At 72.2% G+C, this 22,788-nt stretch carries 19 protein-coding genes, 1 tRNA gene and 2 pseudogenes; 13 read left to right on the forward strand and 9 right to left on the reverse strand.

All coding sequences use genetic code 11. The features are described from left to right. The first annotated feature begins 4 nt into the window (after positions 1 to 4). Positions 5 to 958: an NAD(P)-dependent alcohol dehydrogenase gene (locus tag G6039_RS11650; RefSeq protein WP_043797134.1), complete on the forward strand. Its 954-nt coding sequence runs from the start codon at positions 5 to 7 to the stop codon at positions 956 to 958. Between the two features lie 65 nt (positions 959 to 1,023). Beyond that, a complete protein-coding gene (locus tag G6039_RS11655) occupies positions 1,024 to 1,683 on the forward strand; it encodes a nucleoside/nucleotide kinase family protein (RefSeq protein ID WP_043797136.1) in 660 nt (219 codons plus the stop codon). Positions 1,684 to 1,822: 139 nt separating this feature from the next. Here the strand turns inward: G6039_RS11655 and G6039_RS11660 are convergent, their stop codons facing one another. Next, on the reverse strand, positions 1,823 to 2,305 hold the full coding sequence (locus tag G6039_RS11660) for an adenosine-specific kinase (RefSeq protein ID WP_043797138.1): 483 nt from the start codon (positions 2,303 to 2,305) through the stop codon (positions 1,823 to 1,825). 485 nt (positions 2,306 to 2,790) lie between these two features. Here G6039_RS11660 and G6039_RS11665 point away from each other — a divergent pair. The 8 genes and pseudogenes from G6039_RS11665 to G6039_RS11700 form a co-directional block, all read left to right on the forward strand. Next, positions 2,791 to 3,312: pseudogene (locus G6039_RS11665) on the forward strand (AMP-binding protein); the annotation flags it as partial. Next, positions 3,300 to 4,226: pseudogene (locus G6039_RS11670) on the forward strand (alpha-ketoacid dehydrogenase subunit beta); the annotation flags it as partial. The pseudogenes G6039_RS11665 and G6039_RS11670, both read left to right, overlap by 13 nt. A gap of 9 nt (positions 4,227 to 4,235) precedes the next feature. Beyond that, complete coding sequence (locus tag G6039_RS11675; RefSeq protein WP_164528074.1) at positions 4,236 to 5,492, forward strand: 2-oxo acid dehydrogenase subunit E2; 1,257 nt, start codon at positions 4,236 to 4,238, stop codon at positions 5,490 to 5,492. Positions 5,493 to 5,501: 9 nt separating this feature from the next. Continuing rightward, positions 5,502 to 5,780: an acyl carrier protein gene (locus G6039_RS11680; RefSeq protein ID WP_006946663.1), complete on the forward strand. Its 279-nt coding sequence runs from the start codon at positions 5,502 to 5,504 to the stop codon at positions 5,778 to 5,780. A 97-nt stretch (positions 5,781 to 5,877) separates the two neighbouring features. After that, positions 5,878 to 6,639 carry a GAF and ANTAR domain-containing protein gene (locus tag G6039_RS11685; RefSeq protein ID WP_206530961.1) on the forward strand — a complete coding sequence of 254 codons (762 nt, stop codon included), beginning with the start codon at positions 5,878 to 5,880 and terminating at the stop codon, positions 6,637 to 6,639. 168 nt (positions 6,640 to 6,807) lie between these two features. After that, the gene (locus G6039_RS11690) at positions 6,808 to 7,248 is read left to right on the forward strand and encodes a DUF4383 domain-containing protein (RefSeq protein ID WP_043798350.1); all 441 of its coding nucleotides are present in this window, start codon (positions 6,808 to 6,810) and stop codon (positions 7,246 to 7,248) included. Positions 7,249 to 7,657: 409 nt separating this feature from the next. Further along, on the forward strand, positions 7,658 to 9,445 hold the full coding sequence (locus G6039_RS11695) for an ABC transporter ATP-binding protein/permease (RefSeq protein WP_029544015.1): 1,788 nt from the start codon (positions 7,658 to 7,660) through the stop codon (positions 9,443 to 9,445). A gap of 177 nt (positions 9,446 to 9,622) precedes the next feature. Next, on the forward strand, positions 9,623 to 14,164 hold the full coding sequence (locus tag G6039_RS11700) for a cation-translocating P-type ATPase (RefSeq protein ID WP_235194026.1): 4,542 nt from the start codon (positions 9,623 to 9,625) through the stop codon (positions 14,162 to 14,164). A 144-nt stretch (positions 14,165 to 14,308) separates the two neighbouring features. On the opposite strand, the gene G6039_RS31230 is transcribed toward G6039_RS11700, so the two are convergent. Together G6039_RS31230 and G6039_RS31070 are read right to left on the reverse strand one after the other, a co-directional pair. Next, positions 14,309 to 14,620, reverse strand: coding sequence for a hypothetical protein (locus G6039_RS31230; protein ID WP_164528075.1), 312 nt, complete (start codon positions 14,618 to 14,620; stop codon positions 14,309 to 14,311). A gap of 72 nt (positions 14,621 to 14,692) precedes the next feature. Then, positions 14,693 to 14,824, reverse strand: a complete 132-nt coding sequence (locus tag G6039_RS31070; RefSeq protein ID WP_255326704.1) for a hypothetical protein — start codon at positions 14,822 to 14,824, stop codon at positions 14,693 to 14,695. Between the two features lie 52 nt (positions 14,825 to 14,876). On the opposite strand from G6039_RS31070, the gene G6039_RS11710 reads away from it, so the two are divergent. Then, positions 14,877 to 15,197 (forward strand): hypothetical protein, encoded by a 321-nt coding sequence (locus G6039_RS11710; RefSeq protein WP_006941121.1) that lies wholly within the window; start codon positions 14,877 to 14,879, stop codon positions 15,195 to 15,197. Between the two features lie 4 nt (positions 15,198 to 15,201). Here the strand turns inward: G6039_RS11710 and G6039_RS11715 are convergent, their stop codons facing one another. Together G6039_RS11715 and G6039_RS11720 are read right to left on the reverse strand one after the other, a co-directional pair. After that, positions 15,202 to 15,984: a chymotrypsin family serine protease gene (locus G6039_RS11715; RefSeq protein WP_029544013.1), complete on the reverse strand. Its 783-nt coding sequence runs from the start codon at positions 15,982 to 15,984 to the stop codon at positions 15,202 to 15,204. A 201-nt stretch (positions 15,985 to 16,185) separates the two neighbouring features. Next, a tRNA-Leu gene (locus G6039_RS11720) sits at positions 16,186 to 16,259 on the reverse strand. Positions 16,260 to 16,369: 110 nt separating this feature from the next. On the opposite strand from G6039_RS11720, the gene G6039_RS11725 reads away from it, so the two are divergent. Next, positions 16,370 to 16,984, forward strand: a complete 615-nt coding sequence (locus tag G6039_RS11725; protein ID WP_006941125.1) for an ANTAR domain-containing response regulator — start codon at positions 16,370 to 16,372, stop codon at positions 16,982 to 16,984. A 154-nt stretch (positions 16,985 to 17,138) separates the two neighbouring features. Beyond that, positions 17,139 to 18,464 carry an ABC transporter substrate-binding protein gene (locus G6039_RS11730; RefSeq protein ID WP_029544011.1) on the forward strand — a complete coding sequence of 442 codons (1,326 nt, stop codon included), beginning with the start codon at positions 17,139 to 17,141 and terminating at the stop codon, positions 18,462 to 18,464. Between the two features lie 62 nt (positions 18,465 to 18,526). On the opposite strand, the gene G6039_RS11735 is transcribed toward G6039_RS11730, so the two are convergent. Genes G6039_RS11735 through G6039_RS11750 form a run of 4 tightly spaced genes read right to left on the reverse strand, consistent with a single transcriptional unit; the run spans position 18,527 to position 22,662 of the window. Next, complete coding sequence (locus G6039_RS11735; RefSeq protein ID WP_037201731.1) at positions 18,527 to 19,318, reverse strand: ABC transporter ATP-binding protein; 792 nt, start codon at positions 19,316 to 19,318, stop codon at positions 18,527 to 18,529. Positions 19,319 to 19,347: 29 nt separating this feature from the next. Continuing rightward, entirely contained in the window at positions 19,348 to 20,388 is a 1,041-nt protein-coding gene (locus G6039_RS11740) for an ABC transporter ATP-binding protein (RefSeq protein WP_006941131.1), read from the reverse strand. After that, complete coding sequence (locus G6039_RS11745; RefSeq protein ID WP_029544009.1) at positions 20,381 to 21,370, reverse strand: branched-chain amino acid ABC transporter permease; 990 nt, start codon at positions 21,368 to 21,370, stop codon at positions 20,381 to 20,383. The genes G6039_RS11740 and G6039_RS11745 overlap by 8 nt, the downstream gene beginning before the upstream one ends. A gap of 5 nt (positions 21,371 to 21,375) precedes the next feature. Further along, the gene (locus G6039_RS11750; protein ID WP_206530975.1) at positions 21,376 to 22,662 is read right to left on the reverse strand and encodes a branched-chain amino acid ABC transporter permease; all 1,287 of its coding nucleotides are present in this window, start codon (positions 22,660 to 22,662) and stop codon (positions 21,376 to 21,378) included. Between the last annotated feature and the right edge of the window lie 126 nt (positions 22,663 to 22,788).

The following is a 22,788-nucleotide window of genomic DNA, read 5'->3' on the forward strand; positions in this document are numbered from 1 at the left end:
GCTCATGAAGGCCGCAATCGTCGACAGGTACGGGCCACCGCACGTCGTCCGCGTCGCGGAGGTGCCCACTCCGGTCCCCCGGGACACGGAAGTCCTCGTCCGCGTCGTCGCCGCGGCCGTGACGGCCGCGGACTCGCGGATCCGCGCGGCCCGCTTCCCCCGCGGATTCGGCCCGTTCGCCCGGCTGATGTTCGGCGTGTTCCGGCCCAGGCGAAAGATCCTGGGCGGCACCTTCTCCGGTGTCGTCGAGTCGGTCGGCGCGAGGGCCGGCGGGTACACCCGTGGCGACGAAGTGTGCGGCATGACCGGACTCGCAATGGGGGCGCACGCGGAATACGTCACGGTCCCGGCGGAGCGGGTGGTTCGCAAACCGGCAGCGGTCACTCACCCGGATGCGGCGGCGCTGCTCTTCGGCGGGACCACAGCGTTGCACTTCCTGCGAGACATGGCCTCACCGGGACGCGGCGATTCTGTGCTTGTGAACGGGGCGTCGGGCGCGATCGGAACCAACGCCGTTCAGCTGGCCAAGCATTTCGGCGCCACCGTCACGGCCGTCACCAGCACCGCCAACCTCGGCCTCGTCTCCGACCTCGGCGCCGACAAGGTCATCGACTACACGATCACCGATGTGTCCGACCTGACAGACCGCTTCGACGTCGTACTCGACACTGTCGGCAACCTCACCCCCTCGTCCGGACGGAAGCTCCTCACCGACGGGGGCGTTCTGTTGCTTGCGGTGGCAAACCTGTGGGAGACCATGCGCCCCGGCGCCGATGTCAAGACGGGTGCTGCGCCCGAGCGACCCGAGGACGTCGAGTTCCTCCTGGAGTTGTCGGCCGCCGGTCGGCTCGTCGCCGTCACCGACGACATCGGTGGTCTCGACCAGATCGTATCGGCCCACACGCGAGTGGACTCCGGCCACAAGGTCGGCAACATCATCGTCCGGCCCGCGGGGTGACGGCACCACGCCGAAGCCGAGGATTCTGTCGAGCGGGTGGCCCTGCGATGGCGGAAACTGGGCCGATGACGATGTTCACCCCGATCAACCCGGCCGACCTGGCCGGCGTCATCGCCGAACGCGCAGCCGGGCACCACCGACGGGTGTGCGTCGGGATCTCTGCCGCCGACGCGGCCGCACCGCTGAACCTTGCGGAGGAGGTCGCCGCGCGCCTGCGCGTCGACGGCCGGCCGGCGGCAGTGCTGTCGCTCCACGACTTCGTGCGCCCGGCCTCGCTCCGTTTCGAGCACGGACGCACCGATCACGAGAGCTACCGGACGAACTGGTTCGACTACGGCGCGCTCGACCGCGAAGTCGTTCGGGGACTTCACGAAAAGAAGCGATGGCTGCCGCGGTTGTGGGACGAGGCGGGGGACCGGTCGGCTCGTGCCCAGCGGGTGGACGCTCCCGACGGTCAGGTGCTCGTGGTCGCCGGCCCGATGTTGCTCGGTCGCGGACTCGCCTTCGACGTCGCGGTGCACCTGGCGATGTCGCGGGCCGCGTTGGGCCGGCTGACGCCCGACGAGGACCGCTGGACGATCCCGCCGCTGCTCGAGCACGACGCCGCCGCGGCCGCGGAGGCCGACATCGTCGTGCGGTACGACCATCCGGATCGCCCGGCGATGCACGCCGCCGGTGCGATCCGGTCGGGGAACGGGGACCGGCGATCCGGTCAGCGGCAATGAGCCGGTCGGCGGGTGGGTCCCGATCCCGGGCGGCGGGCGATCGCACGCACACCGGGCCCCGACGTCGAGCCTCGACCGGTCAACGAGCGCTACATCCTTGCCCCGGGGGCCCTGTGCGCGTCATGGGGCGCACGGGCGGTCACAGCTTGTAACCGATCGTGCGCAGCAGTGCCTTGCGGTCGGCGACGTCGGCGCTCGTCTCCACGCCGAGGGGTGGGTTCCCGTCGATCACCCCGGCAATGCCTCGGCCGAGCTCCGTCTCGGCCACGACGATCTCGACGGCGTTGGCCGTGGCGCAGAAGATGCCGCATACCTCCGGTACCTGCTTCAGCGTGTTCAGGATGTTCACCGGATAGCCGTCCTCCACGAACACGAAGAACGAGTGGCCTGCGCCGACCGCCAAGGCGTTGCGCCTGGCCAATTCGACGAGCCGGTCGTCGTTGCCCGAGAAGCGCACGAGGCGAGGTCCGGAGGCTTCGCAGAACGCCACTCCGAACCGGAGGTGGGGACTCACCCCGGCCAGTGCTTCGTGCAGGTCCTCGACGGTCTTGATGAAGTGGGCCTGCCCGACGACGACGTTCATGTCGTCGGGCTTGTCGATCGCCACGATGTGCAGCTCCACGATCGCCTCCTCGGATGCCCTGCGGCTCGGCAGGCCAGCGTCGACAGACAGTCTGCCCCGCTGGGCAACCCGGGGGCAACGACGGGAGAACCGGAGAGGACCGGAGCGGATCTGCCGAACCCGGCTGGGGTGCGGCGCTGGCAGGGCCGGATCCGGGATCGGACCGGCTCGGGTTCTCGGCACGCAACATCCCGGATGGTGTTCTCGCCCAGCCGGTCCCGCACCGCGTCAGCGACCGACGCCGGCGCAGGCTTCGGCTGGTGGGGCTGCCCGAAGCCGAAGCCTGCGTCGACGGGGTCCTCGGCAGGATCGCCGTCACCGTGAGTCACACCGGCATGCACCGCTGCGCGCGCCGGCAACGCGGGACGGTCGAAGGCCCGGAGGGCTCCCCGTCGTGTCCGTGCGGGTCCGCGGCAGCACCCGCACGCCCGTGCGGCGGATGCCCGAGGGACCAATGCCCCTATGCCGGCCGTTCCGGGCGGCGCATGATCGGCTCGACGCGATCTGCACCGGAGGGAGCGGCCGTGACGACCAGCAGCGACGCGGTGATCCGCAAGACGGCCGACGACCTGCGGGTCCCGCCGAACCTGTCGGACTACGAGGCCACCTGTGCCCGGTTCACGTGGGACGAGGCGGCGGCGCAGATGCCGGGCCCCCCGGGCGGGGGGTGCAACATCGCCTGGTCGGCGGTCGACCGGCACGCCGACGGCCCGCTGCGGGACCGTCCCGCCCTCCGGTTCCTCGGTGCCGGTGACGCGACGGGCCGTATCGACGTCACGGAGTTGTCGTACGGCGACCTCGCAGACCGCGTCCGCCGCTTCACCCGCGTCCTGCGCGACCTCGGAATCGGCAAGGGCGACCGGCTGTTCGTGTTCTCCGGCCGGATCCCCGAGCTGTACATCGCCGTCCTCGGTGCCCTGCGCAACGGCACGGTCGTCACCCCGCTGTTCTCGGCCTTCGGTCCCGAACCCCTGCTCACCCGCCTCGAACTCGGCTCCGCACCGATCCGCGGGTGTTCCTCATGGGCGAGGACATCGGGCGATACGGCGGCACGTACGCCGTGACCAAGGGCCTGCTCGACGAGTTCGGACCCGAACGCATCCGCGACACCCCGCTGTCCGAGCTGGGCTTCGTCGGTGCGGGCATCGGTGCGGCGCTCGGCGGGATGCGGCCGATCGTCGAGATCATGACCGTCAACTTCAGCCTGCTGGCCCTCGATCAGATCGTGAACACCGCCGCCGCACTGCGCCACATGTCCGGCGGCCAGTTCTCCGTGCCGATCGTGATCCGCATGGCCACCGGCGCCGGGCGGCAGCTGGCCGCGCAGCATTCGCACAGCCTCGAGGCGTGGTACGCGCACATCCCCGGCATCCGGGTGCTGGCCCCGGCGACCGTGCGGGACGCCCGCGGCATGCTCGCCCCCGCTCTCGCGGACCCGGACCCGGTCGTCGTGTTCGAGCACGCACTGCTCTACAACACCACCGCCGACATCGACCCCGACGAACCGGTCGACATCGACAGCGCGCGGGTGCTCCGGCCGGGCGGCGACGTGACCCTCGTCGCCTACGGCGGCACCGTCGGCAAGTCCCTCGTCGCGGCGGAAACCCTGGCGGGCAGCGGAATCGAGGCCGAGGTCGTCGACCTGCGGGTGCTGCGCCCGCTGGACACGGCCACCGTCGTGGACTCCGTCCGTCGCACCCACCGGGTGGTGGTCGTCGACGAGGGCTGGCGCAGCGTCGGCCTCTCCGCAGAGGTGACCGCCCGGATCGCCGAGGAGGCGTTCTACGACCTCGACGCACCCGTGGCGCGGGTGTGCAGCGAGGAGGTGCCGGTGCCCTACGCCCGGCACCTGGAGCAGGCGGCCATTCCCCAGCCGGAGAAGATCGTCGCCGCCGTGCAGGCCCTGATGGGCGAGAGCTGAGGAGGCGACGTGTTCGAGTTCACCCTGCCGTCCCTCGGCGCCGACATGGACGAGGGCACCCTGACCGAATGGCGCGTCGCGCCCGGTGACACGGTCGAGCGCGGCCAGGTGATCGCCTCGGTGGACACCGCCAAGGCCGAGGTGGAGGTCGAGATCTGGCGGGACGGGGTCGTCCACCGGTTGGTCGCGGAACCGGGTGTCACGCTGCCGGTCGGCGCGGTGATGGCAACCCTGCTCGAGCCCGGGGAGGACGCTCCGCCCGTCGCCGAGGCCCCGGCGGCCGCGGCCCCGGTGGTGGCCCCCGTCGCCGCGGCCGGCGGCGCCGCCCCCGTCACCGAGGCGCCGCCGGCGCCCGCTCCGGCCGCCCCGGCCGCGCGGCGGCGGGTCTCGCCGGCCGCCCCGGCCGCGCGGCGGCGGGTCTCGCCGGCCGCCCGCCGGCAGGCCCGGCAGCTGGGCGTGGACCTCGACACCGTGACCGGCACCGGACCCTGGGAGTCGGTGACGATCGAGGACGTCGATCGGGCGGCGGCTCGTGCGGGCGCCGCGCCGGCGCCGGCGCCACCTGCCGCCGCGGCGGCACCGGCCAGGGCCCCGATCGACAAGGCCGCCGAGATGCGCCGCGCCATCGCGTCCGCGATGGGACGTTCCAAGCGGGAGATTCCGCACTACTACCTGTCGGAACAGATCCCGCTCGCGCGGGCCCTCGACTGGCTCACCGAGTACAACGCGCAACGCCCGGTCACCGAGCGCGTCCTGCTTGCGGCGCTGCTGCTCAAGGCGGTCGCACTGGCCACCCTCCGGTACCCCGAAATGAGCGGATTCTGGACCGACGGCGAGTTCCACCCGGCCCCGGCCGCGCACGTGGGGGTGGCGGTCTCCCTGCGCCAGGGCGGGCTGATCGCCCCGGCGATCCACGACGTCGCCGACCTCGCCCTGCCCGAGCTCATGGCGGCCCTCGCCGACCTCGTCAAGCGCGCCCGGGCGGGCTCGCTGCGCAGCTCGGAGATGTCCGACCCCACCGTCACCGTGACCAACCTGGGGGAGGAAAGCGTGGACTCGGTGTACGGGGTGATCTACCCGCCGCAGGTCGCACTGGTCGGTTTCGGCAAGCCGACCCGGCGCCCGTGGGTCGACGGCGACGCGGTGCGGCCCGTCCCGGTGGTCACCGCGACCCTCGCCGCGGACCACCGGGTCAGCGACGGCCGGCGCGGCGCCCTGTTCCTGGCCGAGATCGCCGAACTGCTCCAGCACCCGGAACGACTGTGAGGTGAGATCGTGACCACCGACGAGACCAATACCGGCGAGACCGCCCGTGCCGACATCCGCGCCGCCGTCGTCGCCGCGATCGCCGACGTCGCCCCCGAGATCGAGGACATCGAACTGGCGGGGGACCGGCCGCTGCGCCAGCAGGTCGACCTCGACTCGATGGACTGGCTGAACGTGCTGATCGGACTGCGTTCGTCGCTCGGGGTGGACATCCCCGAGGCGGACTACGCGCACCTGAGCACCCTCGACGGCCTGGTCGGATACCTGGCGCAGCGCCTCGGGCGGTGAGGTCACACGAGATGACCCGAGAACTGTGCCCGGCCGGTCTCACCGGGTGCATTCTGTGAGAAGAACGACCGACGGGGATGCAGTCGTGGACGGGGACATGGCCGGGAACGATCCACTGTGTGGACGAGTCGGGGAGATCGTCGTGGCGCTGCGCAGGCTGTCCGCCGCGCTCGACGAGGGCGACGAGTTGCCCGAGCCGCTGCACCTGCTCGTCGGCAACGTCGTGAAGATCGTGCCCGAGACCGGCATGGCGGGGGTGACGGTCCTGCGGGGCGGCCGCCCCGAGACGGAGGCCTGCAGCAATCCGCTGCTCTACGAACTCGACCACGCCCAGTACCTCGCCGGCGCCGGTCCGGGCCTCGACGCCGTGCGGACCGGCCAGGTGGTGCGCGCGGACCGCGCCGAGATGCGGCGACGCTGGCCGGCGTTCGCCGAGCGCGCGGAACGGTTCGGGACGGCGAGTTCGCTGGCCGCGCCGCTGCGGATCGACGACGAGACGGCCGGATCGTTCAACCTCTACAGCGAACACGACCACGGGTTCGATTCTCTGGACGAGACGCTGGTGGAGGTGTTCACGACGGCCGTGGAGACCGCACTGCGGCAGGCCCGTCGCTGTGCCCGGGCCCGGGCGGAGATCACGCAACTCGATCGGGCCCTGCGCTCGCGTCCGACCATCGACCACGCCGTCGGGATCGTCATGGCCGCGCGCGGTCTGACCGCCGAGGAGGCCTTCGCCGTGCTGGTGCGCCAGTCCCAGCACGAGAACGTCAAGCTGCGCGACGTCGCTGCCCGACTGGTCGCCCAGCTCACCCCCGCCGGAACCGACCCGCGGCCGGGTCCGATGACCCGGGACCGGTGACCGTTCCTATCGGCAGCACGCACGGCCCGTCGCCGTCCCGCGAAAATCCTCGCGGGCAAGGTTTCACGAACGCCCACGGAGGTATCTCTCCGGCAGCCGCAGCCACTCCGCTCCGGTCACCTGTTCGAACGAAAGGAGCCGGCCATGGCCGAGCACGCAGGACGAACTATGACCCGGACACCGGTGCAGACAGCCGCCCTCGCTGTCGGTGTGGTGTTTCTCCTCGTCGGCATTCTCGGGTTCGTTCTCGGAATCACGACCAACTACGACACCATGACGTTCGCCGGGCACGAGTCCGGGGCGCTGCTGCTCGGGATCTTCGGGGTCTCCATCCTCCACAACATCGTGCATCTGCTCTTCGGTGTGGCAGGCGTCGCGATGGCCCGCACGGTCGGTGCCGCTCGGTCCTACCTCATCGGCGGCGGCATCATCTACCTGGTGCTGTGGCTCTACGGACTGGTGATCGACAAGGACAGCTCGGCGAACTTCGTGCCGGTCAACTCCGCCGACGACTGGCTGCACTTCGTGCTCGGGGCCGCCATGATCGCCCTCGGCTTCCTGCTCACCCGCCGGACCACGACGCACCGCACCGTGCCCGGCACCCGCTGACAGCCACCCACCGACCCGTCGCCGGTCCTCGCCGCCAGGAGCGAGGACCGGCGACGTTCGTGTGCACCCGCGGATCGTTCCGTCCTGCGGGCACGGCCCAGCCGGGCTCGACCGCACGGCGAGCCCGGCCGAGCCGTGGTCACCTCCGTGGCCCGCTCCTGCGACGCTGGACCACCACGTAGACGACCACCCCGACGAGAATGAGAGTGCCCAGAACCTCCATGACCGTCGGATACCCGCAGAACCCGTGACGAAGCAGCGGTCCGGTGCCCGGCGCGCGCCGGCCACCGGCTCCGCCGCGGGGGCAGCCCCACGATCGGTCGCGGAATCGGCGTCGCGCACCCCGGGGCGGGGTCCACAATCTCTCGCATGGACCGCGCGATCGCGCGGGAGACGGGAGCGGCGACGGATGGAATGGGGAAGTGTGCTCGTCGACAGCGTCTGGTGGACGCTGAAGGCGTATGTGATCACAACGGTGGTGTTCGTCGTCGTGGTGGCGCTGCTCGCGCGAACGACCCACTGGGGACGGCAGTGGTGGCGCATCGCGTGGCCCTACTTCGATCCGCGTCGGGGCCTCGGCCCGCTCGGACTCGTGGCCCTGGTTCTGCTGTTCACCGTCTTCGCGGTGCGGATGAACGTGCTGTTCTCGTACTGGTACAACGACTTCTACACCGCGATCCAGGACCTCGACGAGGCCGCGTTCTGGCGGTTCATGCGGGTCTTCGCCGTGCTCGCCACCATCCACGTGGCGCGCAGCCTGGTCGCGTACCTGCTCGGTCAGACCCTCGACATCCACTGGCGCACCCAGTTGAACAACCGGCTCGTCGACACCTGGCTCGACACCGGGGCGTTCTACCGGGACCGGTTCGTGGACAAGCCGGTGGACAACCCCGACCAGCGCATCCAGGTCGACGTCACCGATTTCGTCACCACCACCCGCGTCCTGTCGATGGGGGCGGTCACCGCGGTGCTGTCCATCGTCAGCTTCACCGGCATCCTGTGGGACCTGTCGGGCCCGATCACCGTGTTCGGCACCGAGATCCCCCGCGGAATGGTGTTCCTGGTCTACATCTACGTGCTGGTCACCACCGCGGTGGCGTTCTGGATCGGCCGGCCGCTGATCCGGCTGAACTTCCTCAACGAGAAGCTCGGCGCCACCTACCGCTACGCCCTGGTCCGCGTCCGCGAGTACGGCGAGAACATCGCCTTCTACCGCGGCGAGAACGTCGAGCGGGGTGGCCTGCTGGGCCGATTCGCCGCGGTGATCCGCAACTGGTGGCGCATCGTGTTCCGGATCCTGAAGTTCGACGGCTTCAACCTGACCGTCAACCAGATCGCGGTGATCTTCCCGTTTCTCATCCAGGGGCCGCGGCTGTTCGCCGGTCAGGTCACCCTCGGTGACGTGATGCAGACCGGCAACGCCTTCGGTCAGGTCCACGACTCGCTGTCCTTCTTCCGCGAGTCCTACGACGACTTCGCCGCGTTCCGGGCGACCACCATCCGTCTCAACGGCCTGGTCGACGCCACCGACCAGTCCGCGAAGCTGCCCGTCCTCGTCGCGACCGAGCAGGGTGACACCCTCGACCTGCGCGGTCTCGACGTGCGGACCCCGGCCGGCCGGCCGCTCGTGACCGGCCTCGACATCCACGTGTCCCCCGGCGAGGCGCTGCTCGTCCGCGGCGCGTCCGGCAGCGGCAAGACGACGCTGCTGCGCTCCCTCGCCGGGCTCTGGCCGTACGCCCACGGTCGGATCGCGCGCCCGGACGGCGACGCGCTGTTCCTGTCCCAGGACCCGTATGTGCCGCTCGGGACGCTGCGCGAAGCGTTGTCGTATCCTCGTCCGCCCGTACGGGACGACGCGGAACTCGGCGAGGTGCTCGAACGCGTGCACCTCGGGCACCTGAGGGAACGCCTCGACGACGACACCGACTGGGCGCGCGTGCTGTCCCCCGGGGAGCAGCAGCGCCTCGGGTTCGCGCGGGTGCTGCTGGCCCGGCCGCGGACCGTGTTCCTCGACGAGGCCACCGCCGCCGTCGACGAGGGACTCGAGCACGCGCTCTATCGCACCGTGCGCGAGGCGCTGCCGGACAGCGTCATCGTCAGCGTCGGGCACCGCAGCACCCTCGACAGCTTCCACGACCGGGTGCTCGAACTGCAGGGGGAGGGTCGCTGGACGGTCACCGAGAGCGTCCGCTGAGCTCCACGCGAGGTCACCGGGCGAATCACCCCGAGACGTGTCCACCGCCCGACGGCGGAACTACGCTGAAAGCGCGGTGACCTCGATGCCGGCGACTGCCGGCGGGCATGTCCGAGCGTCGGCACCCGGTGTCCGGTCCCGAGCCGGGACGCTCGTGCGGCAGCCGAGGAGGACACCATGCACCACAGCACTTCCTACCGGCGGCGTCCGCGCGGTTCGGTCGCCACCCTCGTGGCCCTTCCCGGATCCGCCCTGCGGGCCGGCGTGCGGGTGGCGGCCGCCGGTGCCGGCGTCGCCCTCGACACCGCGATCGTCGGCGCCGCCACGGCGGCCGGCGTGGGGGCGGCCCTGCTGCGCGCACCCGTCACCGCCGCCGCGGCCCCCGCCCCCGCGGCCGTTGTCCAGCTCGTCGCGGACGTCGCCCGGGAGGCGGCCGGCGGGCGCCCCGCCCGGCGCTGCGCAGCGAACGGTGCCCGAACGTGGATCGAGGTCCGCGGCCTCGACGGCCCGGACGGGGAGGCGCTCGGCGACCGGGTGCTCGCCGCGATCCGGGACACACCGGGCGTGGCCACAGCCGAACTGCACCGCCCCTGGTGCCGTCTCGTGGTGTCCACGGACCCGGCCGGACCGACGGCCGGCACGCTCCGGCGCGTCGTCGAACACGCCGAAGCGGAGGGCGCCGCAACCGCACCCCGCGGTGTTCCGCACGAGCTGCCGGGCGACGACGTCCTGCTCGTCCGGCGGGGCGTGTCCGCGGCGACCGCCGGCACCGGACTGGCGCTGACCGCGGCGGGGCGCTACCTGCGCCTGCCGCGCCTGCACGGCGGCGCAGCCGCTCCGGTCCTCGTGTCGGACTACCACCCGCGGATCCGCGCTCTCGTCGAGTCCGCGCTCGGCCCCGGCAGGGCCGACCTGCTGCTGGCCGCCGGGACCTCCGTGCTGCACACCCTGACCCTCTCGCCTGCCTCCTCCGCCGTCGAGGCCGCCACCCGGACCGTCCTCGTGGGCGAGACATTGGCGATGCGGCGCGCCTGGCGCGACTTCGAACCGGACCTCGCCCCCCACGCGGCCACGGCCCGCTGCCCGCGCCGGCCGGTCCGTCCCACCGAACCCCCGGCCGGTCCGGTCGAGCGCTACACCGACCGTGCCGGCTGGGCCGGCCTCGCCGGCGCGGCAGCGGCCGGGCTCCTGACCGGCCGACCCACCACCGCCGGTTCCGCGGCGCTCGTCGCCGTCCCCAAGGCCACCCGCACCGCGCGGGAATCCTTCGCCGCCACCCTCGCGCGCGGGCTCGCCGCCCGCGGCGTGCTGACCCTGCGACCGGCCGTGCTGCGCCGCCTCGACCGGGTCGACGCGATCGTCGTCGACCCCCGCGCCCTGTACACCCCCGGGCTCGCGGTGACGCGCCTGAACGGCGTGCCCGACCGCGACCGCAGCGTGGTGTGGGACCGGGCGCGGACGGCGGTCGAACGCGGCGTCCTCACCCCCGGCTGGCACCCCGTCTCCGCCGTGCCGGACGTGCCCGGGCACCTTCCCGCCGACGCGCGGGTGCTGATCGGTCCCGTCCACGACCGCTACGCGTCCGCCGTGCTCGCCGCCGCCCGGCGCGCCGGGATCGTCGTGGTCTCCGTCGAGGACGAGGGGGCGGGCTCCCTGCGGAACGGATTCGATCGCCTCGAACCTCTCGTCGAGTCGATGGACGCCGCACTGCTCGGCATCGTCGAGAGGTTGCAGCGCGGCGGCGGCACCGTCGTGGTCCTCACCGCCGAGGCGGCGCAGGCCCTCGCCCTGGCCGACGTGGGCATCGGTGTCCTGCGCGATGGCAGCCGGCCGCCCTGGCCGGCGGACCTGATGGTCCGCGACCTCACCGGTGCGTGGCGGATCCTGCACGCGCTCCCGGCCGCCCGGACCGCGAGCCGGCGCGGCGTGGAGATCGCCCGCGACGCCTCCGCCCTCGGAGCGCTGCTCATGTTGCCCGGTGTGCCGGGCACCGGTCCGGAATCGGTCACCGCCGGTGCCGCGGCCGGGCTGTGGGCCGGAACGTCGGCGGCCCGCACCGCGCTCGCCGCGCCGCTGCCGCCACCGCGTTCGGCCCACGACTGGCATGCGCTGTCGGTGGCCGAGGTGTGCGCGCTCCTCCCCGCGCCGTCGCCGGACGAGTTGTTCTTGCCCGCGGAGGATTCCGGCTGGCGGGTGCGGACCCGCACGCGGGCGGTGCGGGTGGTGCGGCGGGTCGGCACCCGCCCGGTCGGCTCCGCCGTCGACTTCACCCGTGCGGTACGCACCGAGCTGTCCGACCCGCTGACCCCCGTCCTCGCCACCGGTTCCGCGGCGAGTGCGGTGCTCGGTTCGCCGCTCGACGCCGTGCTCGTGGGATCGGTGTTGCTGCTCAACGCCGCGATCTCGGCCGCCCAGCGCCTGCGTGCCGAGCGACTTCTGAAAAGGCTTCTGGCGGTGCAGGATCCGCCCGCGCGCCGCGTCGCCGGACCACGCGGCGGCAGGCGATACGTCGGAGTCCCCGCGGCCCGGCTGCGTCCCGGGCACGTCGTCGAGGTCCGTCCCGGCGAGGTCGTGCCCGCGGACGGGCGAATCCTCCACGCCGACGGGGTCGAGGTCGACGAGTCGGCACTGACCGGGGAGTCGCTCCCGGTCGTCAAGCAGAGCGACTCGACGCCGGGGGCCCCGCTGGCCGAACGCGCCTGCATGCTCTACGCGGGCACCACCGTGCTCACCGGCACCGCGGTGACGGTCGTGACGGCGGTGGGCGGGGCCACCGAGACCCGTCGCGCCACCGCGATGGCGCCCGCGCGGGTCCGGGAGGTGGGCCTGCAGGCACGGCTGAGCACCCTCACCCGCCGGGCGCTGCCCGTCAGCCTCGGCGGCGGCGTCCTCGTCGCCGCGCTGGGCCTGCTCCGCGGCACCGGGGTCCGCGCGGCGGTGACCAGCGGGGTCGCGGTCACCGTCGCGGCCGTGCCGGAAGGGCTGACGCTCGTGGCCACCCTCGCACAGGTCGCGTCCGCCCGCCGGCTCACCAAGCGCTCGACCCTCGTGCGGGCGCCCCGCTCGATCGAGGCCCTCAGCCGGGTCGACGTCGTCTGCTTCGACAAGACGGGCACACTCAGCGAGAACCGCCTGCGGGTCGCGGCGGTCGAACCCGCCCCCGGCTTCACCCGGGAGGACGTGCTGGCCTGCGCCGCCCGCACCGGCATTCCGGCAAACGGGGGACCACCCGAGCACGCCACCGACGTCGCGATCGTCGAGTCCGCGCACGCCGCCGCCGTCGCGGACCGGGCCGCCGAACGGACGGCCCACCTGCCGTTCCGGTCCGGCCGGGCCTACGCGGCTGCGATCGCCGGAAACCACCTCGCGGTCAAGGGTGCGCCGGAGATGATGCTCGGCGCCTACGGCGACGACCATCCCGACGTCCGCGAGCGGGTGCACGCCCTGGCCGCCGACGGACTGCGGGTCATCGCCGTGGGACAGCGCGACCTGACCGATGCCGAAACCGCTGGGGCGGCAGACGATCCCGACGCCCTCGCGGAGCTGTCCGGAAACGGGCTGCGGCACGTCGGCCTCATCGGGCTGTCCGACACGCCGCGGGCCGACGCGGCCGGACTGCTGCCCGCGCTGCTCGAGCAGGGCGTCGCCGTCCGGCTCGTCACCGGCGACCATCCGGTGACCGCCGTCGCGATCGCCGGCGAACTGGGCCTGCCCGTCACGGCGGATCAGGTGCTCAGCGGTGCCGAATGGGACGGACTCTCGCACACCGAACGGGAACGAGCCGTGGAGGAGCGGCTGGTCTTCGCCCGAATGTCCCCCGAGCACAAGGTGCAGATCGTGCAGGCCCTCGAACGCACCGGACACGTGTGCGCCATGGTCGGTGACGGCGCCAACGACGCCGCCGCGATCCGGGCCGCGAGCGTCGGCATCGGCGTGGCCTCCCGCGGCAGCGACCCCGCGCGCGGCGCGGCCGACGTCGTGCTGCTCGAGGGCCGCGTCGCGGGCCTGCTCGACGCGCTCGACGAGGGCCGCGTGCTGTGGCAGCGGGTCCAGGCCGCCGTGTCGGTCCTGCTCGGCGGCAACGCGGGCGAGGTCGCCTTCGCGCTGCTCGGTAGCCTGATCACCGGCCGCTCGCCGCTCAATGCCCGCCAGCTGCTGCTGGTGAACATGCTCACCGACGCGCTGCCCGCGGCGGCCCTCGCCGTCAGCACCCCCCGCACCGACGGCTCCGGCCCCGCGCCCCGGCCCGACGAGTCCGTGCTGCTGCACGCCATGGCCGCCCGCGGCGCCACGACCGCGGCCGCGGCCACCGCGGCGTGGGCGATGGCCAGGGTCACGGGCTCGAACCCGCGCGCGTCGACCGTGGCGCTCGTCGCGCTCGTCGGCGCTCAGCTCGGGCAGACACTGCTCGAGTCCCGCAGCCCCCTCGTCGTCGCCACCGTCCTCGGCTCGCTCGCCGCCATGGCCGCACTGATCAGCACGCCGGGGGTCAGCGGGCTGCTGGGCTGCGTGCCGGTCGGTCCGGTCGGATGGACGCAGGCACTCGGGTGCGCTGCGGCGGCCACCGTGGCCGCCGCCGTCGCACCGACCGCCGCGCTCCGGCTGCCGGCGATCGGGGAGGTGGTGGCATCGGTGCTCGAGTCCCGGGATGCCGGTGGCGCTTCCGGGAAAACGTCGGCGCCGACCGCTCGGCTCTCGCCGACATCGGGACTACAGTAGGGGCGAGTCCGACCGTCACGGCCGCCGTGCCCCGGGAACGACGGCTCCTCGAGGCGCCGAGCTCGCCGCAGACCCCCGCGCCACCGTCCCGCCGAGACCCCGCGCACGCTGGCGACCGAAAGCAGAGCAGGACGTGCCATGCAGCTACTGGACACCACCGGCCACCTGGTCACCCGCACCGCGTACGCCACCACCAGCGCCGCGGGAGCTGTCGGCGGCGCCGCTGTCGGCGGGCTCGTCGGCAGCGTGCGCGGTGCGCTCGACGGCGCCCGCTCCGGTGTGAGCAGCGGCTCCGGCTCCACCCCGGCGGCGGCGCTGACCCTTGCGGCGCTCGGGCTCACCGGGCTCGTGGAATGGCCGGTCGTCGTCGCCGTCGGCGGAGGCGCGCTCGCCGTCCGGCTCCTCGCGCCCCGCCCCGGCGCGTCCCGGCGCGACCGCCGCCCCCGGGGCGGTCACCGCACCCGCACCGACGGCGCAGCCGGCACGGAAGACTCCCCCCGTGGCGACGAGCTAGTTCGGCCGGTGGTGTCAGTCGTCGACCACGACCACCACGCCGGCGCGCATCAACACGGCGTACAGCTCGCACAGCGGGGGAGTGAGCAGCCGGACCACGGCGCCGACCACCACATCCGGGCCCACGGCGGCCATCGGGTTCGACATGCCCCCGACGGTAGGGACGTCAGGTGAACCGAAGTTGACGAGCGAGGAAAGAATGGCCGACGAACAGTCCTTCTGGGAATCCCACCGAACGATGGCGCGGCTCGCCCGCGACGCCGAACGCTTCGCCGTGCACCTGCCCCTCGTCGGCCGAGTCGGGATCCCACGGCCCGACCAGCTCGCCTACTTCGCCGGGCTGGCGGCGCTGGTAGCGCTGGATCTGATCGAGTGGCCGGTGGCGGTGGCCATCGCCGCGGGCCAGGTGGTGGTTACCGAGCACAACCACCGCGGTGCCGCGGCCTCGATGCACCGCCCCGGGACGCCGACCGCCGCCGGCGCAGGCACGGCGACGACGTCCGCGGAGGCGACGACCTGACTCGTCACGGGGTGCACACGAGCGTGAATCCCGCGCCGATCCCGCCCCGGGCGTCCAGGTCCTCGATGATCCGGTCGGCCCGCTGGTACACCGCGAAGCGCACGTCGTTCGGCCGGTATCCGACTGCGAGGCCGAGCCACTCGTGGGTGTCGGTGCGGGCCAGCGGGCCGCCGGAGTCGCCCTGCTGCATCACGAGCCACGAGTTGACCGAGTTCGGGTTCACCAGCACGTCGCGGGTGCCGGCGACGTCCAGCGTGTCGACGAGCGGGGCGGGCCCGCACGCGATCCCGGTCGTGTGCCCGGCCGCGCAGTGCCTGCCGATGTCCTGGTCGCCGTCCGGCAGCGAGCCGATCGACTCGAGCACCACGACCTCGCCGTCGGCGTCCGGCGCCGAGGTGTTCGAGCCGCGTACCCTCGTCTCGTCGAGCTGGAGCACCGCATAGTCCGGCACCGCGTCGGTCGGTATTCCGAGCCAGTCCACCGACCCGGGGCTGTGGACGGAGGTCTCGGTGCCGACAGGCCCGCGGCTCTGCTCGCCGGCCTTCCACACGGCCGCCGAGCCGGTCTGCCGGCAGTGGCCGGCGGTGATGGCGACGAGCCGCCCTGCGCGGTCGTGGCCGACCGCGGCGACCGAGCACCAACCCGGCGCGGGATCGGCGGCGGTGAAGGTGATGCCGTCGCCCGGGCGCAGCACGATCCGATCGTCCGGCACGTGCGCGGCCGCCCCCGGAGCCGGGGCGAGCAGCGCAGCCGCGCAGGCCGCCACGACGGGAAGGGCGCGTCCCATGCCTTCTCCGATCTCGATCCGCGTTCCGCAGGGCCCGGGAACGGTCGGCGGTGGTCCCGACCGGAACACCGGCCGCGCAACCGAAATCGGCACCTTACCAGCGTTCCCGGACGTCGGCGCGGCACACCGGTCGAGAGGGCGACGGGGCGGGGACCCGCGGGTCGCTCGGGGCGCCGCTCCGATGAGGCGGCGCACTGTGGGTGCCCCCGGTCAGACTCGAACTGACACTGTACGGGTTTTGAATCCGTTTCCTCTGCCAATTGGGATACGGGGGCGTCGTGCGGAGACCACTGTAGAAGATCGGTAACTGCCGTCGACCACCGGTACCCTTCTAACGTTCCACCCCCTCCGCGGGGGCCGCCCGAGCGACAGGAGATGGCCGACGATGACAGCCGCCCCGCACGAGAATCCCGCTCAGCCGCGGCGCGTCGTAGTGGCCGAGGACGAGGCGCTGATCAGGCTCGATCTGGTGGAGATGCTCCGCGAGGAAGGCTACGAGGTCGTCGGTGAGGCCGGCGACGGGCAGCGGGCGGTCGAGCTGGCGGAGGAGCTGAAGCCCGACCTGGTCATCATGGACGTGAAGATGCCCCGGCGCGACGGCATCGACGCCGCCTCGGAGATCGCCGCCCGCCGCATCGCGCCTGTGGTCATCCTCACGGCGTTCAGTCAGCGCGAGCTTGTCGAACGTGCCCGAGACGCCGGCGCCATGGCGTATCTCGTCAAGCCGTTCTCCAAGTCCGATCTCGTTCCGGCCATCGAAGTGGCGGCGAGCCGGTTCGCGGAGATCCGTGAACTCGAGCGCGAGGTGGCGGGGCTGACCGAACGGTTCGAGACCCGCAAGCTCGTCGACCGAGCCAAGGGCCTGCTCATGGACAAGCATGCGATGACGGAGCCGGAGGCGTTCCGCTGGATCCAGCGGGCGGCAATGGATCGGCGCACCACGATGAAGCACGTCGCCGAGGTGGTCATCGAGACGCTGGGTGGTGCTGCGGCGGGATGACGGAGCTCCCCGTCACACCGGCGTTAATTCTTCGATAACGGTCGCGTCACAAGGATTTCGCCCGGGTTCACGGACGGCGCGGGGCGGATAGGTTTCTGGCCACGTCCCGGTGACGCATCCGGGACGGTGTGCATGCCGATCGAAGGAGAGTTGGATGGCCAGACGGACCTTCGTCCGCGCCGCTGCGGTGTTCGGAGCAGCGTCTCTCGCCCTCGCGGGTTGTAGCTCGGACAGCGACGATTCCGCCGCGGGCGGTTCCGGTGACAGCGCGGCGTCCGCGACGACCGTGACCACCGACTGCGAACCCGCGCAGGCGACCGCCGGTGCCACGCCGGTGACGACCCCGCTGAAGATCGGCACCCTGCTTCCCGAGACCGGCAGCCTCGCCTTCCTCGGGCCCCCGGAGGTGGCGGCGGTGCGGCTCGCGGTGGACGACGTGAACGCCGCCGGCGGTGTGCTGAGCCAGCCGGTGGAGCTGATCACCGGCGACTCGGGCGACACCACGACCGACACCGCGAACTCCACGGTGGACCGGGAACTCGCGGCGGGAACGCAGGTGATCGTGGGGGCGGCCTCGTCGTCGGTGTCGCTGAAGGTGCTCGACAAGATCGCCAGCGCCGGGGTGGTGATGTTCTCGCCGGCGAACACCTCCGACCAGTTCGTCTGCTATCCCGACAAGGGGCTGTACTTCCGCACCGCCCCCACCGACGTGCTGCAGGCGCAGGCCCTGGCGCAGCTGATCTCGGACGACGGTGCCCAGCGGGTGTCGATCATCGCGCTCAACGACCCGTACGGCACCGGCCTGGCCACCAACACCCAGAACAACCTCGTCGAGGCCGGCGTGCCGGAGGACCAGGTCCAGAAGATCATCTACGACCCCAACGCGCAGTCGTTCAACGCCGAGGTCGACCAGATCAAGAACTTCGGCCCCGACGCCGTGGCGATCATCGGGTTCGAGGAGTCCGCGAAGATCCTCACCCGCATGCACGAGGTGGGTATCGGGCCGTCCGACGGCATGCTCGTCTACGGCGTGGACGGAAACATGGGCAACGCCCTCGGTGAGGCCGTCGCGCCCGGGCTGGTCGACACGATGCGCGGCACCACTCCGCTCACGGACGTCGGCCCGGACTTCCAGAATCGGCTCAAGGCCATCGATCCCGCGCTGATCGACTTCAACTATGCCGGCGAATCGTACGACGCCGTGGTGATCTCGGCGCTCGCCGCGGAACAGGCCGGCTCCACCGCCGGGGTGGACATCGCCGCGAACATCAACAGCGTCACCAAGGACGGCACGACGTGCACCAGCTACCAGCAGTGCCTGGATCTGCTGCGCGGGGGCCAGGACATCGACTACGACGGTGTCACCGGCCGGCTCAACTTCACCGACGCCGGCGAGCCCGGCATCGGGTCCTACGGGCACCTGGTGTTCGGGCCGGACAACAGGCTCACCACCGAGGACTACATCGTGGTCGGTGAGTAGCGAGGGCCCCGCGGACGGGGCCGGGAACCGATCGGTTCCCGGCCCCGTCCGTCGTCCACCCGTCAGCTGCGCTTCTTCTCCTGGCTGCCCGCGAGCGTCCCGAGGTACAGCTCGACGACCTTCGGGTCGTGCATGAGATTCGGCCCGGTGTCGGTATACGCGTTGCGGCCCTGGTCGAGCACGTAGCCGCGGTCGCAGATCTGCAGGCACCGTCGCGCGTTCTGCTCGACCATGATGATCGACACCCCCGCGGCGTTGATCTTCTTGCAGCGGATGAACACCTCGTCCTGGAACATCGGCGACAGGCCCGCCGACGGCTCGTCGAGCAGCAGCACGGACGGATCCATCATCAGCGCCCGGCCCATCGCCACCATCTGCCGCTCACCGCCGGACAGGGCACCGGCCTTGACCTTGCGGCGCTCACCGAGGAGCGGGAACAGCTCCGCGACGAACGCGAAACGTTCCTCGAACTTCTTGGGCCGCAAGTAGATTCCCATCTCGAGGTTCTCCTCGATGGTCAGTGACGGGAACACGTTACGGGTCTGCGGCACGTAGCCGAGGCCCTTGCGCACCAGTACGTGCGCGGGCGCGGCGGTGATGTCGTCGCCGCGCAGCGTCACCGTGCCGCGGCGCACCGGGATCAACCCGAACAGCGCCTTGAGCAGGGTCGACTTGCCGGCGCCGTTGGGTCCGATGATGCCGACGATCTCGCCGTCGCGGAGGAAGAAGTTGCAGCCGCGCAGGATGTCGACACCGGGGAAGTACCCGGCGACGATGTCGTCGGCGCGCACCAGCGCCCCCTCGGCGAGACGGGCGTGCTCCTCGGGAGTGGCCGCGCGCTCGGCCGCGGTCATCTGCGCCGGGCTGGGGGAGGGCGTCTCGCTCACGGCTTCTCCTGCGTCGGAGGCTCGGTACCGGTCTCGGGCTGCCCGGCCGCGCCGGGCATGTCGGCGAGGACGGTGGCGCTCGGTTCGGACAGGTCGCCGCCGGACTCGAGGGTGTGGGCCTCGGCCTCCTCGATCGCCACGGCGAGCGCGGCCGTGGCGCCGACGGGGTTGCCCTCGTCGTCGAACTCGAGCGCCTGGTCGTGGTGGCTGCCCAGGTAGGCGTCGACGACGGCCGGACTCGAGGACAGCTGGTCCGGCGGGGCCTCGGCGATCACCGAGCCCTGGGCCATCACCACCACCCAGTCGGAGATGTCGCGGATGACGTCCATGTCGTGTTCGACGAACACCACGGTCATCCCGTCGTCGCGCAGGGCCTTGATGTGCCCGAGGAGGCTCTGCGTCAGCGCGGGATTGACCCCGGCCATCGGCTCGTCGAGCATCACCACCGTCGGCTCGGTCATCAGGGCCCGCGCCATCTCGAGGAGCTTGCGCTGCCCGCCGGACAGGGAGCCGGCCAGGTCGTCGGCCTTCGCGTCCAGGGCGAACCGCGCCAGTAGTTCGCGAGCCCGCTCGGTGACGGCGCGTTCCTGCCGGTGCCACATCCACGGCAGCAGCGCACCGAGCATCCGTTCCCCGCGCTGGTCCGTCGCGCCGAGCCGCACGTTGTCGAGCACCGTCATCTTCGACAGCGCCTTGGTCAGCTGGAACGTCCGCACGATCCCGCGGCGCGCCAGCTGGTGCGGGTGCAGGCCGCCGAGCGGCATCCCGTCCATGCTCCAGGTCCCCGTGTCGGGGCGGTCGAAGCCGGTGAGCAGGTTGAACAGCGTGGTCTTGCCGGCGCCGTTCGGCCCGATCAGCCCGGTGATGCACCCCCGCTGAATCTCGAGGTGCGCCACGTCGACCGCTCTGAGGCCGCCGAAGGTGCGGGAGAGCCCGTCCACCACGAGGATCGGATCCGGTTTGGCCGCGCCGGGCTCGCGTGCCACGGAGTCGAACAGCGCGGAGCGCTGCGCCGCGGAGAGGGTCGCGTCAGGCATCGAGCTGCACCTCCCGCTTGTTGCCGAGGATGCCCTGGGGCCGGAACACCATCATGACTGCGATGAGCACACCGAGGAGGATGTAGCGCATCGCCCCGACCTGCTGCTCGGACAGGGCCAGCAGCGGGTCCGGGCCCGAGATGGACTGGCGTAGCAGGGCATCGGGAACGGTGAGCAGGAACCAGAACAGCATCGCGCCGAGCACGGGACCGAACACGGTGGCGGCGCCACCGAGGATCAGGGCGCCGAAGGCGAAGAACGTCTGCGCGGTGGAGTAGAAGTCGGGGTTGATCGACTTGGTCTGCAGCGCGTTGAAGACGCCGCCGAGCCCGCCGATCATGCCGCCGAGCACCAGCGCCTGCATCTTGTACACGAACACGTTCTTGCCGAGCGATCGGGCGGCGTCCTCGTCCTCGCGGACGGCCTTGAGGACCCGGCCCCACGGGCTGTGGCTGAGCAGATACACCAGCCCGCACAGCAGCAGCACCAGGGTCCAGCCCACGACCATCGCCCACAGGTCGTCGCCGTAGAACCGCATCCCGAGCAGCGAGTACTGCCGCCCGGAGTCGAACGGGCTGAGCTGCGTGAACGGCCCGGCGAACCCGAACAGGCCGTTGGTCGAGCCGGTCACCGGATCCGAGGCGGTGGACCGGAACACCAGCCGCAGGATCTCGGAGGCGGCGATGGTGACGATGGCGAGGTAGTCGGCGCGCAGCCGCAGCGTGGGGATGCCCAGCACCAGGGCCAGCAGGGCCGAGGCGGCCAGGCCCACGAGGATGCCGAGCCACAGCGGCTGGTCGTAGGTGACGGTCATGATCCCGACGCCGTACCCGCCAAGCAGGGCGAACCCGATCTGGCCGAAGTTGAGCAGTCCGGCGTACCCGAAGTGCAGGTTCAGCCCGATGGCCAGCAGCGCGTAGAAGATCGCCGACGGCCCGATCAACTGGGCGAAGGAAACCTGGAGAACGGCAGCGATGTCCACGGCGGTCACCCGACCCTTGCCCGGCTGCCCAGGATGCCCTGGGGCCGGACGACGAGGATGAGGATCAGCACGAGCAGGCCGCCGATGTACTTCAGGTCGGGGTTGATGACCAGCGTCGACAACTGCACCAGCAGGCCCACGATGACGCAGCCGAGCAACGCCCCGTACGCGGTGCCGAGGCCGCCGAGGGTGATCCCGGCGAACATCAGCAGCAGCAGCTTGAAACCCATCTCCCACTGCACGCGGCCCCCGAGCTCGGACAGGCCGAAGAGCACGCCGCCCAGGGCGGCCAGCCCACCGCCGAGGGCCCATACGAACCGGACGACGCGTTCGACGTCGATGCCGGAGGCGGCCGCCAGATCCCGGTTGTCGGCCACCGCCCGCATCGCCTTGCCGATGCGGGTGCGCTGGATGAGCAGGGCCACCCCGACCAGCACGACGAGGCTGACCACGATGCAGGCCAGGTTCACCGGGGTGATCGCGATCGGACCCCATTCCAGCTGGCGCTGGCCCTGATAGTCGGCGAACGCCTCGGCCCGGTCGGAGAACAGCGCGAGGATCAGGTAGCGCAGCGAGATCGCCAGGCCGATGGACACGACCAGCTGTGCGATGAGGCCGGTGCGCCGGCGCCGCAGGGGCGCCCAGATCAGCCCGTTGTTGAGCAGGCCGATGACGATGCCCACCACGATCGCGAGCAGCGTCGCGGGGATCAACTGGATACCCAGGCTGACGTTGAAGATCCACGCGGCCACCGCGCCGAGGGTCACGAGCTCGCCGTGCGCGAAGTTCGTCAGGCCGGTGGTTCCGAAGATCAGGCTCAGCCCGACCCCGGCGATCGCGATCACGAGGCCGAACCGCAGTCCGTCGACGACGGTGCGGATCAGCGTCTCCCACCCCGAGGTGGCGAACCCGGACCGCGACTCGCCGAACGAGAAGATGACCGTGTTCGCCCGGCCGGCGGCGACGTCGCGCTGCACGGCGGCCTGCACGCTCACCCCCTCGGGAAGGGACTGCTCGTCCACCTCGAACGTGTAGGTGCCGGGGGGTACGGTCATCTGCCAGCGCCCGTCGGGCGCCGAGGTGGCCCGGGCGACCTCGGCGCCCGCGGCGTCGCGGGCCCGGACCGTGACCCCGCCGAGGCGCTGCCCGGCGTTGTTGAGACTGCCGCTGACCCGCACCTCCTCGCTCGGCTGCGGCGCGGTGGTGGTCGGCGCCGGGGGTGGGGTGGGTTCCTGCGCGGAGGCCGCCCCGGCTCCGACACCGGCGAGCGCGAGTGCGACGAGCAGGAGCAGGAGCGTCGGGGCGAGCCGAGGTATCGGTGGTCGCCCCCGGAGCGGCACGGATGGGGCCACGCAGGTCCTCCGGATCACGTCGGGTCGTCGAGCGCGGCGCCGGGGGACCGGCGTCGTGGAACCGGA

The sequence above is a fragment of the Rhodococcus aetherivorans genome (genome assembly GCF_011058165.1).
GTDB lineage: Bacteria > Actinomycetota > Actinomycetes > Mycobacteriales > Mycobacteriaceae > Rhodococcus > Rhodococcus aetherivorans.

Bases quoted from the DNA above. Each gene is read 5' to 3' on its own strand.
- G6039_RS11685 (WP_206530961.1), top strand. From the start codon at position 5,878: ATGGCCGGGAACGATCCACTGTGTGGACGAGTCGGGGAGATCGTCGTG.
- G6039_RS11690 (WP_043798350.1), top strand. From the start codon at position 6,808: ATGACCCGGACACCGGTGCAGACAGCCGCCCTCGCTGTCGGTGTGGTG.
- G6039_RS11740 (WP_006941131.1), bottom strand. From the start codon at position 20,388: ATGCCTGACGCGACCCTCTCCGCGGCGCAGCGCTCCGCGCTGTTCGAC.
- G6039_RS31070 (WP_255326704.1), bottom strand. From the start codon at position 14,824: ATGTCGAACCCGATGGCCGCCGTGGGCCCGGATGTGGTGGTCGGCGCC.
- G6039_RS11650 (WP_043797134.1), top strand. From the start codon at position 5: ATGAAGGCCGCAATCGTCGACAGGTACGGGCCACCGCACGTCGTCCGC.
- G6039_RS11735 (WP_037201731.1), bottom strand. From the start codon at position 19,318: ATGACCGCGGCCGAGCGCGCGGCCACTCCCGAGGAGCACGCCCGTCTC.
- G6039_RS11655 (WP_043797136.1), top strand. From the start codon at position 1,024: ATGACGATGTTCACCCCGATCAACCCGGCCGACCTGGCCGGCGTCATC.
- G6039_RS11700 (WP_235194026.1), top strand. From the start codon at position 9,623: ATGCACCACAGCACTTCCTACCGGCGGCGTCCGCGCGGTTCGGTCGCC.
- G6039_RS11725 (WP_006941125.1), top strand. From the start codon at position 16,370: ATGACAGCCGCCCCGCACGAGAATCCCGCTCAGCCGCGGCGCGTCGTA.
- G6039_RS11710 (WP_006941121.1), top strand. From the start codon at position 14,877: ATGGCCGACGAACAGTCCTTCTGGGAATCCCACCGAACGATGGCGCGG.
- G6039_RS11715 (WP_029544013.1), bottom strand. From the start codon at position 15,984: ATGGGACGCGCCCTTCCCGTCGTGGCGGCCTGCGCGGCTGCGCTGCTC.
- G6039_RS11695 (WP_029544015.1), top strand. From the start codon at position 7,658: ATGGAATGGGGAAGTGTGCTCGTCGACAGCGTCTGGTGGACGCTGAAG.
- G6039_RS11730 (WP_029544011.1), top strand. From the start codon at position 17,139: ATGGCCAGACGGACCTTCGTCCGCGCCGCTGCGGTGTTCGGAGCAGCG.